This is a genomic window from Arthrobacter sp. PvP103, assembly GCF_017833075.1.
Classification (GTDB): Bacteria; Actinomycetota; Actinomycetes; order Actinomycetales; family Micrococcaceae; genus Arthrobacter.
In genome coordinates, this window is record NZ_JAFIBQ010000001.1 from 2,493,763 (window position 1) to 2,510,132 (window position 16,370).

Annotated in this window: 17 protein-coding genes and 1 riboswitch; of the genes, 14 read left to right on the forward strand and 3 right to left on the reverse strand. The window is 64.5% G+C overall.

The window, feature by feature from the left end; genetic code table 11:
- Positions 1-45 precede the first annotated feature (45 nt).
- From JOE41_RS11430 to JOE41_RS11475, 10 genes are all read left to right on the forward strand, one after another.
- Positions 46-435, forward strand: coding sequence for a VOC family protein (locus JOE41_RS11430; RefSeq protein ID WP_209752409.1), 390 nt, complete (start codon positions 46-48; stop codon positions 433-435).
- A gap of 71 nt (positions 436-506) precedes the next feature.
- Positions 507-686, forward strand: coding sequence for a PspC domain-containing protein (locus JOE41_RS11435; RefSeq protein ID WP_011689918.1), 180 nt, complete (start codon positions 507-509; stop codon positions 684-686).
- 403 nt (positions 687-1,089) lie between these two features.
- Positions 1,090-2,367 (forward strand): sugar ABC transporter substrate-binding protein, encoded by a 1,278-nt coding sequence (locus tag JOE41_RS11440; protein WP_209752410.1) that lies wholly within the window; start codon positions 1,090-1,092, stop codon positions 2,365-2,367.
- Positions 2,368-2,450: 83 nt separating this feature from the next.
- On the forward strand, positions 2,451-3,338 hold the full coding sequence (locus JOE41_RS11445; protein ID WP_011689920.1) for a carbohydrate ABC transporter permease: 888 nt from the start codon (positions 2,451-2,453) through the stop codon (positions 3,336-3,338).
- Between the two features lie 92 nt (positions 3,339-3,430).
- Positions 3,431-4,348: a carbohydrate ABC transporter permease gene (locus tag JOE41_RS11450; protein ID WP_209753613.1), complete on the forward strand. Its 918-nt coding sequence runs from the start codon at positions 3,431-3,433 to the stop codon at positions 4,346-4,348.
- A gap of 27 nt (positions 4,349-4,375) precedes the next feature.
- A complete protein-coding gene (locus JOE41_RS11455) occupies positions 4,376-5,776 on the forward strand; it encodes a NosD domain-containing protein (RefSeq protein ID WP_209752411.1) in 1,401 nt (466 codons plus the stop codon).
- Positions 5,777-5,792: 16 nt separating this feature from the next.
- Entirely contained in the window at positions 5,793-6,887 is a 1,095-nt protein-coding gene (locus JOE41_RS11460; protein WP_011689923.1) for a LacI family DNA-binding transcriptional regulator, read from the forward strand.
- Between the two features lie 49 nt (positions 6,888-6,936).
- Positions 6,937-7,890 (forward strand): carbohydrate kinase, encoded by a 954-nt coding sequence (locus JOE41_RS11465; RefSeq protein WP_011689924.1) that lies wholly within the window; start codon positions 6,937-6,939, stop codon positions 7,888-7,890.
- Positions 7,883-9,418 carry a glycoside hydrolase family 32 protein gene (locus JOE41_RS11470; protein WP_209752412.1) on the forward strand — a complete coding sequence of 512 codons (1,536 nt, stop codon included), beginning with the start codon at positions 7,883-7,885 and terminating at the stop codon, positions 9,416-9,418. The genes JOE41_RS11465 and JOE41_RS11470 overlap by 8 nt, the downstream gene beginning before the upstream one ends.
- Before the next feature lie 101 nt (positions 9,419-9,519).
- On the forward strand, positions 9,520-10,401 hold the full coding sequence (locus tag JOE41_RS11475; RefSeq protein WP_209752413.1) for a hypothetical protein: 882 nt from the start codon (positions 9,520-9,522) through the stop codon (positions 10,399-10,401).
- Here the strand turns inward: JOE41_RS11475 and JOE41_RS11480 are convergent.
- A complete protein-coding gene (locus JOE41_RS11480) occupies positions 10,388-11,008 on the reverse strand; it encodes an AAA family ATPase (RefSeq protein ID WP_209752414.1) in 621 nt (206 codons plus the stop codon). The two genes, JOE41_RS11475 and JOE41_RS11480, sit on opposite strands and share 14 nt — an antisense overlap.
- 179 nt (positions 11,009-11,187) lie before the next feature.
- On the opposite strand from JOE41_RS11480, the gene JOE41_RS21025 reads away from it, so the two are divergent.
- On the forward strand, positions 11,188-11,667 hold the full coding sequence (locus tag JOE41_RS21025) for a hypothetical protein (protein ID WP_245200698.1): 480 nt from the start codon (positions 11,188-11,190) through the stop codon (positions 11,665-11,667).
- Between the two features lie 12 nt (positions 11,668-11,679).
- Here the strand turns inward: JOE41_RS21025 and JOE41_RS11490 are convergent, their stop codons facing one another.
- Positions 11,680-12,084, reverse strand: coding sequence for a DUF5997 family protein (locus JOE41_RS11490; protein ID WP_011689929.1), 405 nt, complete (start codon positions 12,082-12,084; stop codon positions 11,680-11,682).
- A gap of 97 nt (positions 12,085-12,181) precedes the next feature.
- On the opposite strand from JOE41_RS11490, the gene JOE41_RS11495 reads away from it, so the two are divergent.
- Entirely contained in the window at positions 12,182-12,967 is a 786-nt protein-coding gene (locus JOE41_RS11495; RefSeq protein ID WP_209752415.1) for a LysR family transcriptional regulator substrate-binding protein, read from the forward strand.
- A 3-nt stretch (positions 12,968-12,970) separates the two neighbouring features.
- On the opposite strand, the gene JOE41_RS11500 is transcribed toward JOE41_RS11495, so the two are convergent.
- Positions 12,971-13,306 (reverse strand): hypothetical protein, encoded by a 336-nt coding sequence (locus JOE41_RS11500; RefSeq protein WP_011689931.1) that lies wholly within the window; start codon positions 13,304-13,306, stop codon positions 12,971-12,973.
- Positions 13,307-13,452: 146 nt separating this feature from the next.
- A riboswitch (glycine riboswitch) is annotated at positions 13,453-13,550 on the forward strand.
- A 273-nt stretch (positions 13,551-13,823) separates the two neighbouring features.
- Between JOE41_RS11500 and JOE41_RS11505 the strand changes: the two genes are divergently transcribed.
- Both JOE41_RS11505 and lipA read left to right on the forward strand, forming a co-directional pair.
- Positions 13,824-15,251, forward strand: a complete 1,428-nt coding sequence (locus JOE41_RS11505; protein WP_209752416.1) for an L-serine ammonia-lyase — start codon at positions 13,824-13,826, stop codon at positions 15,249-15,251.
- Between the two features lie 89 nt (positions 15,252-15,340).
- A complete protein-coding gene (gene lipA, locus JOE41_RS11510; protein WP_011689933.1) occupies positions 15,341-16,348 on the forward strand; it encodes a lipoyl synthase in 1,008 nt (335 codons plus the stop codon).
- Positions 16,349-16,370: the final 22 nt, after the last annotated feature.

Genomic DNA, 16,370 nt, shown 5'->3' on the forward strand with positions numbered 1-16,370 from the left:
CCGGCCCCGTTCCCGGCCGGGCCGCGCACCGGTAGCCTAGGCACCATGCGACTAAAAATGTGCAGTATCCATGTCAAGGATCCGGCCGCTGCCCACCAGTTCTATACGGACACGCTGGGTTTTGAAACGCTCATGGCCATGCCCGAATACAACCTGTACATCGTGAAGGATCCCGGCTCCGCCGGGGGCAGTTCGGGATCGGTTGGTCTCCTGCTCGAGCCCAGCGACAATCCGATCGCAGCGACCTACATGAACGGGCTCCACGACGCCGGGCTGCCGGCGATCGTCTTCGGAGTCCCCGATGTGCGGGCTGAGCATAAGCGGCTGGCAGCCCGCGGCGTCATCTTCCAGGGCGAACCGACAGAGGGCCCCACGGGGATTTCTGTGGTGCTGGACGACGGCTGCGGGAACTACGTGCAGCTGCACCAGGACTAGTCCGTCTTCACCTGGACTGGGGGGCAAGGGACTCTGGACCGGACCCTGAGGCCGGCTGGTACTGTGGCCGCATGAGCGCAGCATTGGTACGGCCCAGGAACGGCAAGATGATCGCTGGCGTCTGCGCCGGCCTCGCAGCCCGGTTCGGTATTTCAAAAGCCCTCGTCCGCATTGGCTTTGTGCTGTTCGGCCTGTTCGGTGTAGGCGAGCTGGTCTACATCGCGTTGTGGATCGTCATGCCCAAGGAGTAACGCCGCGATTCAACGGGATCGGGCGCAGTGCAGCTCCGGCCGGTGCCGGGCTGCAACTGGGCCATACTGCCATGTGCGCCTCGGGCTGAGACCGTGAGTCAGCCTCCCCACATACAGCCGTACGCGGAGACGTCCGTCGGTGCTTCGGTTCCGTTGTCACGGATGGACCCGGCGGATGCCAAAACCTGCCAAATCGGCCAAAATATGCCAAACCGTTTCTTCTGCCTTCGACGTCGACTCTAGGGCTGCTCCCGCCCATGCGTCAAGGCCCCAAAAAATTTGCATTGTGACGCTTGACACGCCTGAACGGACGCCCCTAGGGTGTTGCCAAGTCGTTTTGGCAAAACGATTCTTCACCCCGCAAACATTCTTTCCATTCCGTTCCGAGAGAAAGTCGACAGCGATGTCCACTCGAAAGACCATCTCCAGGCTCGCCGCCATCGGCGGCCTTTGCACGGCCGTGGCCCTGACGGCCACCGCATGCGGCGCTGGGGGTCCGGCGTCGTCCGGCAGCGCCGCAAGCTCCGTCAACGTCCTTGTCGAAGCGGGCGGGCACGCCGAGCTCGCCGGCGTTGCCGAGGCCTGCAAAAAGGACACCGGCCTCGACGTCAACTTCGTCGAACTGCCCTACGACGGCTTGTTCAACAGGCTCTCCAGCGAGTTTTCCTCCGGCACTGTCTCCTTCGACGTCGCCGCTCTGGACTCCGTCTGGCTCCCCAGCTTCAAGGATGCGGTCCAGCCCATCGACGAGCTCTTCACCGATGAGGCCAAGAAGGACATCTTCCCCGCACTGGTCAAGGAAGCCAACGTTGATGGCCACTTCATCGGCATGCCCGCCTGGACCAATGCCGAAATCATCCTGTACCGCAAGGACCTCTTCGAGGACGCCAAAAACAAGGCCGACTTCAAGGCAAAGTACGGATACGAACTTGCAGCCCCCACCACCTGGAAGCAGTACCAGGACATCTCGGAGTTCTTCACCAAGGATGGCATGTACGGCACCGACGTGAAGGGTGCCGTCGAAACCGAATGGCTGGCCCATGTTCTCCAGGCCGGGTCCCCGATGGTCCTGGACGACCAGAACAACGTCGTGGTCGACAACGCGGCCCACAAGGAAGCCCTCGATTTTTACACGAGCCTTGTTAAGTCCGCGCCGTCCGGAGCGGCACAGGTCGACTGGGCTGCCGCGCAGAACCTCTTCAACCAGGGCAAGACCGCGATGACCAGGTTCTGGGCCCACGCCTACCGCCAGATCCCCGCCGACGCAGCTGTCTACGGCAAGGTGGGCGCGGCGCCCATGATCGGCGGATCCGCCGGCGTCGCCGGCGTCCCGGGACCGTGGTACCTCTCCGTCCCCAAGACGACGAAGAACGCAGACGCCGCCAAGAAGTTCATCAAGTGCGCCTACGACCACAACGACCTGGGCATCGAGTCCAAACTGGGGCTCGCCGCCCGCATCTCGGCCTTCGAGAAGTACCAGGACAAGCCCGGTTATGAGAGCTTCAAGCCGTTGATCGAGACGCTCAACGGCGAGGCCACGGCAACCCGCCCGGCAACGGCGAAGTGGCAGCAGATTGTGGACACGGTCCTGGTTCCGACGCTGCAGAAGGCAGTGGCCGGAGGGGACAGCGCGTCCCTCCTGGCTGAAGCCAAGACCAAGATCCAGGCCCTCGTCAAATGAGACTTCGCGGCCGGCACCGCCTGATGCTGCAATGACGGCAGAAGGGGTGCCGGCCGCGGACCCAACCAGCGGAAGAGTATCCCGTGCGTATCAATGATCGCCGCTTCGCCCTGTATCTGATGACCCCGGCGGCCTTGTTCCTGGCAGTTTTTGTCGCCTACCCGCTGTTCCGCCTCATCGCGGACAGTTTCTTCAAAATTTCCCCAATCGTCGGCGGTCCCCGCGACTTCGTCGGCCTGGACAACTACGTGCGGGCCTTCGCGTCCGAGGACTTCATCGGGGCCGGCTGGCGGACCCTCGCCTACACCGTGGTGGTGGTGACCCTCGAGTTCGCCCTTGGCCTGGGCATGGCGCTCCTGTTCACCACTTTGGGCAGGAAGTCCCAGATCTGGCGGACCGTCTTCCTGTACCCGCTGATGATCGCGCCGATCGTCGCCGGGCTGCTGTGGAAGTTCCTAATGATTGACAACTTCGGCCTGATCGGCACCCTCCTTCACCAAGCCGGCATCCTGCAAGACCCCAACCAGATCGGCTGGCTCTCCAACCCGGACATCGTCTTGTTCTCCGTGGCTGTTCCCGATATCTGGCTCACCACGTCCTTCATGTGCCTGGTGCTGTTCGCCGGACTCCAGAACATCCCGGGCGACCTCATTGAGGCTGCCCGCCTCGACGGCGCCAAGGCCCCCGCGCTGCTGTTCCGGATCATCCTGCCGCTGCTCCGGCCGGTCATCGCCGTGGCGCTGGTGGTGCGCGGGATCGATGCCGCCAGGGCCTTCGACACCATTCTGATCCAAACCAACGGCGGCCCCCAGTCCGCCTCGGAAACCATGAGCCTGCTGATCTACCGGACTATGATCCGCTTCGGCGATCCGGGCCTGGCCAGTGCCATGGGAACCATCTACCTGCTGGCGATGCTCGCCGTCGCTTTCTTCGCGGTGACCACCATCTGGCGGCCAGGAAAGGACAACTGATGAGCATCGCCGAGACGCGCCCCACTGGCGGAGGAACAACCGGCGGAAACGCCGCCGGGGAGGTGGCCTACCGTCCCCGGCCCGCCGGCGTCGTGCCTCCCGCACAGAACAACAGCCAGGAGGCTCCGACGACGGCGGCAGGTAACGGCCGCCGCCCCCGCCGGCACCACGCCGAAGGTCTCGAGGCTGGAAAGCGGAGCACCCGGATCATTCTCTGGATCCTGCTGGCAGGAGCCATGGTGCTGTACGGATTCCCATTCCTGTACCTGCTGTTCACATCCTTCAAGACCCCGATCGACACCATCGCCGTTCCGCCCACCATTCTCCCCAGGGAATGGACGCTGGAGAACTACGCCAACGCCTTGGGCCGCAGTGGTGTGCTGGCGTCGTTCATTAACAGCGCACAGACCGCCATCATCAGCACCCTGCTGTCCTTGATCCTGGCGGTTCCCGCGGCGTATGGGATCACCCGCTACAAGACACCGAGCGGCCGGGTGTTCATCATGGCCGCACTGGTCACCCGCATGGTGCCGCCGGTAGCCATCGGCATTCCGTTGGCATCGATGATGTCCTCCGTGGGACTTTCGGACACCCCGATTGCCCTCTCCATCGCCCACACCACCATCTCGCTGCCGCTGTCCATCTGGCTGATGTCCAGCTTCTTCGAAGCCGTGCCCAAGGACCTGGAGGAAGCGGCCACTGTGGATGGCTGCAGCAGGCTCGGCGCCCTGTGGAGGGTGGTCATCCCGGTGGTCTCCGGCGGCATCGCAGTCACCGCGATCTTCGCCTTCCTGGCCTCCTGGAACGAGTTCCTCTTCGCCCTCCTCATGACGGCGATCCGCTCCCAGACCACGCCGGTGGTCATCGCGAACTTCCAGACCCAGTTCGGCCTGGACTGGGGATCCATGACGGCGCTGGCCGCCGTCTACTCGATCCCGGTCATCCTTCTCACACTCCTCTTGCAGCGCAAGATCGTCGCAGGCATGACGCTCGGCGCCGTCAAGGGCTGAGACACCACAACACAAAGGGAAGAACCTGTGTCAAGCAACAACTACTACGACGTGACCACGTGGCCCGTCGGCAATCCGTCCGAGGACGTCGGTGAAGTCATCAACAGCATCATCGCTGACATCAAGGACCGGCAGACGGTCACCGATGCGAACAATGGAGGAAAGCCGGGCGCGGTGATCTACATTCCGCCGGGGGACTACCACCTTCGTACGCAGGTTTTGATCGACATCAGCTTCCTCAGGATCCATGGCTCGGGACACGGCTTTACGTCGTCCAGCATCCGGTTCAATGTTCCGGAAGACGAATGGCCCGGGCTCCATGAGCTGTGGCCCGGTGGGAGCCGGATTATCGTCGACATTCCGCCCGGCGGAGACGAAGGTGGAGACGGGGAGGAATCCAAGGGAGCCGCTTTCTACGTTGAGCGGAGCGGGAGCCCGCGGATCAGCTCGGTGGAGTTCTCCAACTTCTGCATCGACGGCTTGCACTTCGACCCGGATGGCTCGGGGTTGCATCCGGAAAACACCTACGTCAACGGCAAGACCGGTATCTATGTTGCGAACGCCAATGACTCTTTCCGCATAACCGGCATGGGGTTTGTCTACCTTGAGAACGCCCTCACCATCTACAACGCGGACGCACTTTCCATTCACGACAACTTCATCGCTGAATGCGGCAGTTGCATCGAGCTGCGCGGGTGGGGGCAGGCATCGAAGATCACCGACAACCTGGTCGGAGCAGGCTTCAAAGGTCACTCAATCTACGCCGAGAACCACGGCGGCCTCCTGGTAACTGCGAACAACGTCTTCCCCCGTGGCGCAAGCAGCATCCATTTCGTAGGCGTCACGCGTTCAAGCGTCACCAATAACCGTTTGCATTCGTTCTACCCCGGGATGCTGATCCTCGCAGCGAACAGTTCAGAAAACCTCGTGGCCACGAATCACTTCCTGCGTGACCATGAGCCCTGGACGCCCTTCCTGGGAGTCGACAACGGACTGAACGACCTCTACGGGCTTCTCCGTGTCAGCGGCAGCAACAACTCTGTCATCGGCAACCACTTCTCCGAGGTCATCGACTCACAGAGCATCCGGCCGACAGGTGCGACGCCTGTCATCATCCGGCTCACGTCGGGGGTTGGTAACTTCGTCTCCAACAACCACGTGGTGGCGATGGACGTCCAATCAAAGCCAAGTGAGTCCTGCTTTTCCGCTCAGGTGGACGCTCTGTTAACAACCGAGGCGTCGGACGGCCTCGCCGTTACGGCCGTCGTGGTCGACTCCGAATCAGCTCGGAATACGATCCTTGATTCCGGAAGCGACGCCCAAGTTATCGCAGACAGGGCCGTGAACGCCTTGAGGGCCACACCCACCGTCGGTTTCCAGGCAGCCCACGCACTTGTTGAGCCGCACGTAGAATCAGCAACAACATAAGGACGTGGGAGACCAAATGACCAATAGATCAGTCGGTATCAAGGACGTGGCGGCCGCGGCCGGGGTCTCTGTCACGACCGTCTCCCACGTCCTCAATGATGTCGCGTACGCCCGAGTGGGCGCAGGAACGAGGGAACGAGTCCACGAAGCGGCCCAACGGCTGGGTTACGGGCCCAACCGGCTCGCCCAGGCCCTGCGCACTCAACGCTCAGGGATGATCGGGTTCATCAGCGAGGAAATCGCCACCACCCCGCACGCAGGCAGGATCATCCTCGGGGCCGAGGAAACGGCGCGGGCCCGCGGCTACCGCATCATGATCATCAACTCCACCAGCACCAGTTCCCAGGATTCCAAGGAAAGCCAGGTGGCGGATCTGCTGGACCGGCAGGTGGACGGCATCCTGTACGCCACGATGTATCACCGGGAGCTGGCTGTCCCCAAGAACCTGGCCGGACTGCCGGCCGTCCTGGTGGACTCTGAAGACATCAGCCACACTGTTTCCGCCGTCATCCCCGACGAAGTGGGCGGCGCAAGGTCGGCCGTGCAGACCCTGATCGACGCCGGGCACACCCGGATCGGCATGCTCAATAACACCGACGACGTGCCGGCAACTCACTCCCGGCTGACGGCCTTCAAGGACACGCTGGCAGACGCAGGGCTGACGTTCCACGAAGAACTGGTCCAGTCCGAGCATTCGGAGGTGCGCGGCGGCTACGAGGCGGCCCTCCGCCTCTTGAAGCAGGAGGACCGGCCCACGGCCGTATTCTGCTACAACGACCGCATGGCCATGGGCGCGTACCGGGCCGCCGGGGAACTTGGTCTTAGCATTCCGGACGACATTTCTTTCGTCGGTTTCGACAACCAACAACTCATCGCGGAAAACCTCTACCCCGCACTGACAACGGTCGCCCTGCCCCACTACGAAATGGGCGCGTGGGCAACCGACAACCTGATCGACGCCATTGAGGGAAAAACTGACCTGCGGCTGTTCGCCGCTCATCCGACTGTCTTGCCCTGTCCCATGGTTTTGCGCGATTCCGTCGCCTCCCCCGAACATAAGGGCGCCTCGACCAGAGCAGCACCGGACTCACCTCCACGCGCCAACACCTGACCTCGAGCGCGTCCACTAGAGGACGCGCCCAACCTTCTAAGGACCTCGAATGCACAGCTCCCCAGTTCCCCCCTGCCCTGAAACAGATGTCGTCGTCGTCGGCGAGGCGATAATCGACATCATTGATACCGCGGGAGGGCCCGTCGAATTCCCAGGCGGATCAGGGATGAACGTCGCGTACGGACTCGGCCGCCTGGGCGTCAGCACCGCATTTCTCACCGCACTGGGCAGCGATGAACGCAGCAGGAGCATCCAACGACACCTGGACACCGCGGGAGTACGCCTGCTTCCGGGAGCCGAACACCTCAACCGCACATCCACGGCCAGGGCGCTGCTGGACAGCAACGGTTCCGCAGAATACGAATTCGACTTCGAATGGAACCTCCCCCAAATCAGCCCCACTTTCCTCCCGAAGGTGCTGCACACGGGCTCACTGGCCGCCTTCATGGAGCCCGGAGCAACCCGGGTCCGATCCTTGCTGGAGCTCTTCTCCCGCCGCTGCTTGATCACGTACGACCCCAACATCCGCCCCACACTGCTCCACAGCCACGCTGAAGCGCTCAGGACCTTCGAACACACAGTTGCCCTCGCTACCGTGGTGAAGCTCAGTGCGGAGGATGCCCAGTGGCTCTACCCGCGCACGCCTCCTCACGGCGTCGCGCGGCGGCTGCTCGATCTCGGGACAGAACTGGCAATCATCACGGATGGCGCATCCGGGTCCTATCTGCGGTCCAACGCCGCCGAGATCGAAGTGCCGGCACCGCCAGTGGTCGTCAAAGATACTGTCGGCGCGGGCGACTCCTACATGTCCTCGCTTATCGCTGGCCTCATCGAGGACCCGGAGGACGATTTCGGCTACGGCAAGCTCACGCGCGTCGGAACAGCCGCCTCGCTCGCTGCGGCCATAACGGTCGGACGGCACGGGGCGAACCCGCCGACACGGGCAGAACTGATCCGCTCGCAGGAACTGGCCCGGACGTCCCGAAGGAACTCCGATGACTGAAACAACAATGCACCCTGCCGCCCCCGCCGAAGACACCGCCCCCGACTTCCGGCCGGTACTTCACTACACAGCCAAGAACACCTGGCTGAACGACCCCAACGGACTCGTGTGGCACCAGGGCGTCTACCATCTCTTCTACCAAAACAACCCCTTCGACAACGTCTGGGGCAACATGTCCTGGGGGCACGCCACCTCAACCGACCTTCTGCACTGGACCGAACACCCGGTTGCCATCGCCTGCGACGAGGAAGAAGACGTCTTTTCCGGCAGCATCGTGGTGGACCACGGCAATACGTCGGGATTCGGCACAGTGGAAGACCCGGCCCTGGTGGCCATCTACACGAGCGCCTTCAAGGAAGGCTCGGTGCACCAAGGGACACAAGCCCAGTCTCTCGCGTTCTCCACGGACGCCGGAATGACGTGGAACAAGTACGCAGGCAATCCGGTGCTTGGCCGCGACTCGGCCCATTTCCGGGATCCCAAAGTATTCCGCTACGAGGGAGCTGCCGGTTCCTGCTGGGTCATGGTGGCGGTGGAGGCCCGGCGCCAGCAGGTTGTGCTGTACCGCTCGGCCGACCTCAAGGATTGGGAACACCTGAGCACCTTCGGCCCTGCAAACGCCACAGGAGGCGAATGGGAGTGCCCCGACCTGTTCCCGCTCCCCGTCGACGGAGACCCGGACAACGTCAAGTGGGTCCTCGTAGTCAATGTCAATCCGGGTGCCGTGGCCGGCGGCTCGGGAGGGCAGTACTTCGTCGGCGACTTCGACGGGGTGAAGTTCACTGCCGACCCTGATTCACTCGTTCCAGCCGATGCCGACGGGACCACGGATCTCAGCCGCTGTCTGTGGCTCGACTGGGGACGTGACTACTACGCCGCCGTCTCCTTCAGCAATGCCCCGGAGAACCGCCGCATCATGATCGGCTGGATGAACAACTGGGACTACGCCAACTTCTTGCCCACGTCTCCATGGCGTTCCGGGATGTCGCTTGCCCGCGAGATCGAGCTCGCGACGGTGGACGGTTTGCCCCGCCTGGTGCAGCGCCCGGTACTGCCATTGGCCAGCGGCGAGCCGGCCTGCGCCATCCAGGACGTGGAACTTCACGACTCCGTGCTGCAACTGCCCGACGCAATGCCCGGATCAGCCCAGCTGATCGACGCCGAGATCCTGCCCGGCACGGCCCGGACCGTTGTTTTCCGGCTTCTCGGCGCATCCGGCGGGAGCGCCGCAACGGTTCTCAGCCTCGATGCCGTGACGGGCCTGCTCACCCTGGATCGCCGCAACTCCGGAAACACCGCCTTCCACGGAAAGTTCGCGTCTGCCGAGTCGGCACCGGTGAAGCTCGAAGCCGGCGTGCTAAGGCTCCGCGTAATCGTCGACCAGTGCTCGGTGGAGGTCTTTGCCCAAGGCGGCAGGGTCGTCCTGAGCGATCTGGTCTTCCCGATGTCCGGAAGCCTGGGCACCGAAGTGTGCGTGGAGGGCGGCGCGGCCTTTGTTCGGAAACTGGCCGTCACGGGCTTGTCCTGAACGCGATGACGCCGGATAGCCCGTCGGGCAGGTGAGGGCCTCTGTTCAACAACCCGAGGCGGGAACAGAATGAATCAACCAAACATTGGTGGTGATGAACCGTGGCGCTGGCCATCGTGGTTGTTTGCACTCTATTCCTGCTGGTTGCCGTCATCATGGTCATCGTATGGGGCGGGCACCTCGTCCGGAGGCCCGCCGACCCTGGCGCCCCGGTTTCCCCCTTGCGGCTCTACCTCTGGTGGGCCAACGTGGCAACGGCGGCCGCCCTCGCATCCGGGATCATGGTCGCGTGGGCCGGCGGCAGGCTGGCGATGCGCATACTGGCCGCCACCTCGCCGGCGTCGGCCCAGGGTCGACTGACCGAGGCCCAGGCCAACGTGGGATTTCCCACCATTGAGGGCAGCATTGCCCTGCTGTTCTTTGGCGGACTTCCGGCAGGTTTCGCCGCCGCGTTCATCTACCTGTTCATCCGCCGCTGGCTCCCCGCCGGCCGCTGGGCAGGCCCCGCGCTGGGGGTGCTGCTCCTCCTGGTCTTCGGCGCCTCCGTGGACCCGCTTCGGGCTGAGAACATCGACTTCGCGATTGTGGGGCCCGGCTGGCTTTCCGTGATCCTCTTTTCCGCGCTGGCCGTCCTGCACGGCGCTGTGGTGGCCGCCGTGGCCGGCGCGTTCAGCCAGCGTCTTCCCCTTCCGACCGGCCGGGACTGGAAGTACTACCTCCCGCTCGTCGGAGCCATCCTCTTCCCGCCCGCCGGCATCCTGCTCGGCATCGGTGCGCTGGTTGTCATGCTGTGCTTGTGGCTCGCGCATTTTGGCCGCGCCGGGCGGGAACCTCTGCAAACGGGTCCGGATAAAGTCCGGTCCGCGCGTGCCCTGCGGCGGGCAACAGCGCCGTCCTGGGGCGGCCGCGCGGCTCTGGGCCTGGCGGCGGTGGTTGCCTTGCCTCCCTTCGTCAGCGCAGTGACGTCGATTATTTCGCGCTGATCCGTCCAGCCCCTGTGGCTGCGCCGCCGGCTGCGCCGTTGATTGTGTCGGTGAGCGCAGCCAGCACCTCGTCCTGCGCCCCGCCGGCGTCGATGCGGACGAATCCGGCGAACTCAGGAAGGGCGCGGTACGCCTCGCCGAGGGCCGTCAGTTCCTCGAGTGTTTCGGTGTCCGTTCCCCGCAGGAGGATGCGTTTTAGGGCCTGCTCCGAACTAACGTCGAAGTGGATCACCAGGTCCGGTGCGGGAAGGCGGCGCAGCAGCCAGCGGAGCAACCGGCCGGGCGGGAGGCCCCGGACGCTGCGCAGGGCAAGCTGGCAGTACAGGTGACGGTCCATGACCACCAGGCCTGAAAAGTTGCGCGCGCGGGCGTGGGACACCAGAACGTTGACCGTCCGGATCCCGGTCTCCAGTGCATCCGCCACGCGGCGGTTGAGGTGAATTCCGGAGCGCTCCGACCACTGCGTCATGTTGCGGCGGCCGGCATGGTTGCGCAGCAACACGGCTTTGCCGCCGGCCAGGCGGGCGGCTTCCACGGCTGCGCGTGCGGCGGTGGTCTTTCCGGCACCGTCAATTCCGGTGAGGACGATTAACAGGGGGTGGCTCATTTCCTTGGGGCGGATAGTTGGTGCAGCGAAGGGGGCCGGCAGTTGATCGTTTAACGCCAGGCCGGCGCTGTTCGTCCCCCGCGGAACTTGTTTTCTGTTCGCCGTCCCGATTTCACGCGCCGTTAATGACGGGGTTCTAGCGTGGTTCTTCAGGCACCATCCGCTAGAAGGGATCCATCATGGCCGATATAGCTGCTGTGCTGGGACGGCTCTCCCCGGAAGAGCTCGACGAGCTCCGGGAGATTGGTCCCCAGGGCCACCTCACCAGGCGCCTTCTCGATGCCCTGGACAGGGCCGCCGGCGGGTCGGGGGCGGGCCGCGGCTATTACGTGCCCACGGGAAGCGTGAGTGCAACGGGCGGACCGCATCTCGTGCTGCGCAGCGATGTCTCCGCATGGCTGTTCGGTGCAGGTCCGCAGATTCCGCACGGGCACCAGGCCGCAGACCCGGCCGGTGAACCCTTGCGGCAGGAAACTGACTGGTCGGAACTGCGTCCCGGCGACAAGGTGGCGATTGTGCGGGGCAACCGCGTCACGGCGTCGGGAATTGTTGACGCCATGACCGAAGATGCCTCCACGGTGTGGGTCCTTTTCGAAGGCGTGGCGCCCCGGCGAATGTTCCACCGAGGCGATCCGGACGACCTTCGTCCCGTACATTAAGCCGTCAGGGCCTTACTCGGCCTTGGCACGGGCTTTCTTGGCGTCCTTCTTGGCGGCCTCGTCCTTGACGCGCTGTGCTTCGGCGCGGACTGCAGCGTGCGTGGAGCGTTCGGCCACCAGCCAAGCCGGGGGAGCCTGCAGCAGCGCGGTGATCTCCGCCGAGGTCAGTGCTTCCTCGACGCCGCCGCGGGCCAGGCCGCTAATGGAAACGTTCAGTTTCTGCGCCACCACCGGGCGGGGGTGCGGGCCGTTGCGGCGGAGCTCGGCCAGCCACTCCGGCGGGTTGGCCTGGAGCTCGGCGAAATCGGCGCGGGTGATAACCGAATCCTGGAACTCCTGGGGTGTTGCGGGCAGGTAGATGCCAAGCTTCTTGGCAACGGTGGCCGGCTTCATGGACTGGGAGTTTGCAGAGGTCATACTTCAAGGGTATCCGGCGGACCGCCTACAAGGCACCAGAGCAGCACCAAACAGCACCAGCAGGGCTCTCCCGCAGCTCTGGCGGTACTGTGAACGTGTGTCCGCTGAAGAAGAATCCCCGCAAGCATCCGCACCCGCTGAACCGGAAGGGCGCGTGCTGCGCTTCGCCTACGTTGCCGGAGTAACGCCGGGGAAGTGGATCAGGCGCTGGGAAGAGCGGATGCCGGATGTTCCGTTGCAGTCCTTTATGTCCGACGACGGCGCCCAGCTTTTGGTCCTCCGTGACGGTTCCGCCGACCTCAGTTTCGTCCGCCTGCCGGTGGAGCGTGAGGGCCTGAACGTGATTCCCCTGTATGAGGAGCAGCCGGTGGTGGTTGCTCCCAAGGGACATGAGATTTCGGTGTTCGAAGAGGTGGCGCTGGCGGACCTTGCCGCAGAGACCTTTCTGGATGTGGCGGAGCTCGGCGGCCCGGAAGCTGCTTTGCAGGTGGTTGCCTCGGGTGCCGGGCTCGTGATCCTGCCGATGTCCGTCGCCCGCCACTTCAACGTCAAGGACACGGTGGCGCGGAAGCTCACCGGCGCACCCACCACACAGATCGCCCTTGCCTGGCCCAATGAGGCCACGCGTGAAGCGACGCGTGGGGCCGGGGATGAGGCGGCGGACCAGGCAATGGATGAAGTGATCGAGGAGTTCATCGGGATTGTCCGCGGACGGACCGCCCAGAGCTCCCGCCAGCCGTCGGCGAAGGTGGAGCCGCCCAAGAAGGAACCGAAACCGGACCGGCGGGGAACCGGCGTCAAAAAACCCAAGGTGGCCCAGCGATACGCTCCCAATCCGGACAAGGGCCGCGGCAAGGGATCGCGCAAGAAGGGCAAGCGCTAGGGCTTAGGCGGTGCAGGCATCCTTGAGCGCGGTGACGGACTCGGCGGGAACCTGATCGCCCGCCTCGGCGATCTGGCGTAGCGGAGTGGTGATCTCGGCCGGCACGCCGGCGGTGTCGGCCCCGGCCACGAGGCCGCCCAGCAGTTCCTTGTCCTTGACGCTGACAAGCCCGTCCTCCACGAGCGCGCACACCTGTCCCTTGACCTGGTCGGCGGCTGCTGTGGCAACTTGGGAGGCGCCGTCGCTCACGGCCTTTTCGGCTGCGTCCTGGACCTGCCCGCAGCCGGTCAGTACAACGATGAGGGCAGCAGCGGACAGGGCGGCGAGGCGGGATTTCATGGTTCCAGCGTAGCAAGCGGTGCCTCGGCCACCGACGGATCCCTCCCGTCAGCGGCACGAATGACCCATATGACGTGACTCTGTTGCGTGTCGTCCCGGCAACAGATAATGTGTGAGCCGTGTCACCGACAAGTGATACACGCTTTTGATCTGCGGCGGGAGAGTCCTGCCGGTACGTTCAGCAGGCGCCGTAGGAGCAAATCCTCCCCAGGAATCTCTCAGGCCCACGTACCGCCGCGGCGAGGCAACTCTGGAAAGTAGTCCGGTCCCCGGGCTCACCGACGGTGCAAGCGGCACGCTGTAACAGCAGGGTCCGCGGAAACTCTCAGGTCAAATACAGAGCGGGGAGGAACCCGAATCAACGTGGCGCCCTGCGCCACCTGAATTATGGAGTTCCTCTCGTGACGATTCAGCCGTCCTCTTCCACCTTTGCAGGCCGCCGCATCTGCGTGTCCTGCCGCCCCAGTGCGCGTCCCCAGTCCGCCCCGCAGCGCCTGGGCAGCTAAGGAACCCGGCCATGGCTGTTGGTGTCTTTGATCTTTTTTCCATCGGGATTGGGCCTTCGAGTTCGCATACGGTGGGTCCGATGCGGGCTGCGGCGGTGTTCGCCGGGGAGCTGAAGGCTTCCGGTGCCCTGGAGAGGGTGGCCGGGCTGCGGGTGGATTTGTATGGTTCGCTCGCCGCGACGGGGCACGGTCACGGGACGATGACGGCGATCCTGCTGGGGCTGGAGGGGTTCCATCCGGAGAAGATCCTCCCGGCCGAGGTGGAGGAGCGGCTGGCGGCGATCGCGGAGTCCGGGATGCTGCGGCTGGCCGGTGCTGTTGATGGTGCCGGGGTGGTCCTGCCGTACGGGGTGAAGGATATGGTGTTGCGGCCGTTGACCATCCTGCCGCGGCACACGAACGGGATGACTTTCACTGTCACGGATGCTGGCGGGGAGGTGCTGCATGCGGCGACGTTCTTCTCGGTGGGCGGGGGGTTTATTGTCCGTGAGGGCGAGGAGGACGCGGCGCAGCAGGAGTTGGAGGAGTCGAAGAAGGAGTTGCCGCTGCCGTTCCGGACTGCGGCGGAGCTGCTGGGCCGGTGCCAGTCCAAGGGCCTGTCCATTGGGGAGATCATGTTCGTCAACGAACGCGCCTCCCGGTCCGAGGCGGAGATCCGGGAGGGGTTGCTGCACATTTACTCGGTGATGGAGGAGTGCGTGGCGGTGTCCCTGAAGCGTGAGGGGCTGCTGCCCGGCGGGCTGAAGGTCCGCCGTCGTGCGCCGGACTGGCACGAGCGTTTGCTGAAGGAGAACCGGGGCCAGGACCCGGAGTACCGGGATCCGAAGTACTGGCAGGAGTGGGTGAACCTGATCGCGTTGGCGGTGAACGAGGAGAACGCGTCCGGCGGCAGGGTGGTCACGGCGCCGACGAACGGGGCGGCCGGGATCATCCCGGCGGTGTTGTATTACGCGTTGCATTTCGCGCCGGGCATGGACCGGGCCAGCCGGGAGGACCGGGATGATGTGGTGGTGAAGTTCCTGCTCGCTGCCGGTGCGGTCGGGGTGCTCTATAAGGAACAGGCGTCCATTTCGGGGGCGGAGGTGGGCTGCCAGGGTGAGGTGGGTTCGGCGTCGTCGATGGCCGCTGCGGGCCTGGCCGAGGTGATGGGCGGGACGCCGCAGCAGGTGGAGAACGCGGCGGAGATCGCGATGGAGCACAACCTGGGGCTGACGTGTGATCCGATCGGCGGGCTGGTGCAGATCCCCTGTATCGAGCGGAACGCGATCGCGGCGGCGAAGGCCATCAATGCCGCGAAGATGGCGCTCTGGGGCGACGGCACGCACCGGGTGTCCCTGGACGAGGTGATCGTGACCATGCGCGAGACCGGCAGGGACATGTCCTCCAAGTACAAGGAAACCGCCATGGGCGGCCTCGCCGTCAACGTCGTCGAATGCTGACTCCCTAGCCCGACCGGGACGGCTCCAGCAACCCCTCCCGCACCAAAATTTTGCCGGACTACCGGCGCACGCACAAAGGAAAGAGAACCATGACACTGGCACCAGAAGGCCGGAAGATGCTGCGTATTGAGCAGCGCAATGCGGCTACTCCGGTGGAGCGTAAGCCGGAGTGGATCAAGGCCAAGGTCCAGATGGGCCCGGAGTTCGTCCAGCTCAAGAACCTGGTGAAGAAGGAAGGCCTGCACACCGTCTGTGAAGAGGCCGGCTGCCCGAACATCTTCGAATGCTGGGAAGACAAGGAAGCCACTTTCCTGATCGGCGGCTCCGAATGCACCCGGCGCTGCGATTTCTGCCAGATCGATACCGGCAAGCCTTCACCGGTGGACATGTTTGAGCCCACCAAGGTGGCCCGCTCGGTCCAGGCCATGCAGCTGCGCTACGCCACCGTGACCGGCGTGGCCCGGGACGACCTCGCCGACGAGGGCGTCTGGCTCTACGCCGAGACCGTCCGCAAGATCCACGAACTGAACCCGGGCACCGGCGTCGAACTCCTGATCCCGGACTTCTCCGGCAAACCCGAACACATCGCCGCGATCTGCGACTCCAAGCCCGAGGTCTTCGCGCACAACGTCGAGACCGTCCCGCGGATCTTCAAGCGCATCCGCCCCGCGTTCCGCTACGACCGGTCGCTGGACGTCATCACGCAGGGCCGGAACCTGGGAATGGTCACCAAATCCAACCTGATCCTGGGCATGGGAGAAACCCGGGAGGAAATCTCCGAGGCCCTGCGCGACCTGCACGAGGCCGGCTGCGACCTGATCACGATCACCCAGTACCTGCGCCCGTCCGAACGCCACCTGCCGGTGGACCGCTGGGTCAAGCCGCAGGAATTCGTCGACCTCGCCACGGAGGCCGAAGAGATCGGTTTCCTCGGCGTGATGTCCGGACCGCTGGTGCGCTCCTCCTACCGTGCCGGCCGGCTCTGGGCCACCGCGATGCGCAAGAAGGGCTGGGACATCCCGGCCGAACTCGCGCACATCGAGTCCTCCGGCAGCACCCGCCAGGAAGCCAGCTCGCTCATCGCAGCACACTCCTGAGAACCATTTGACCGCCAGAGAG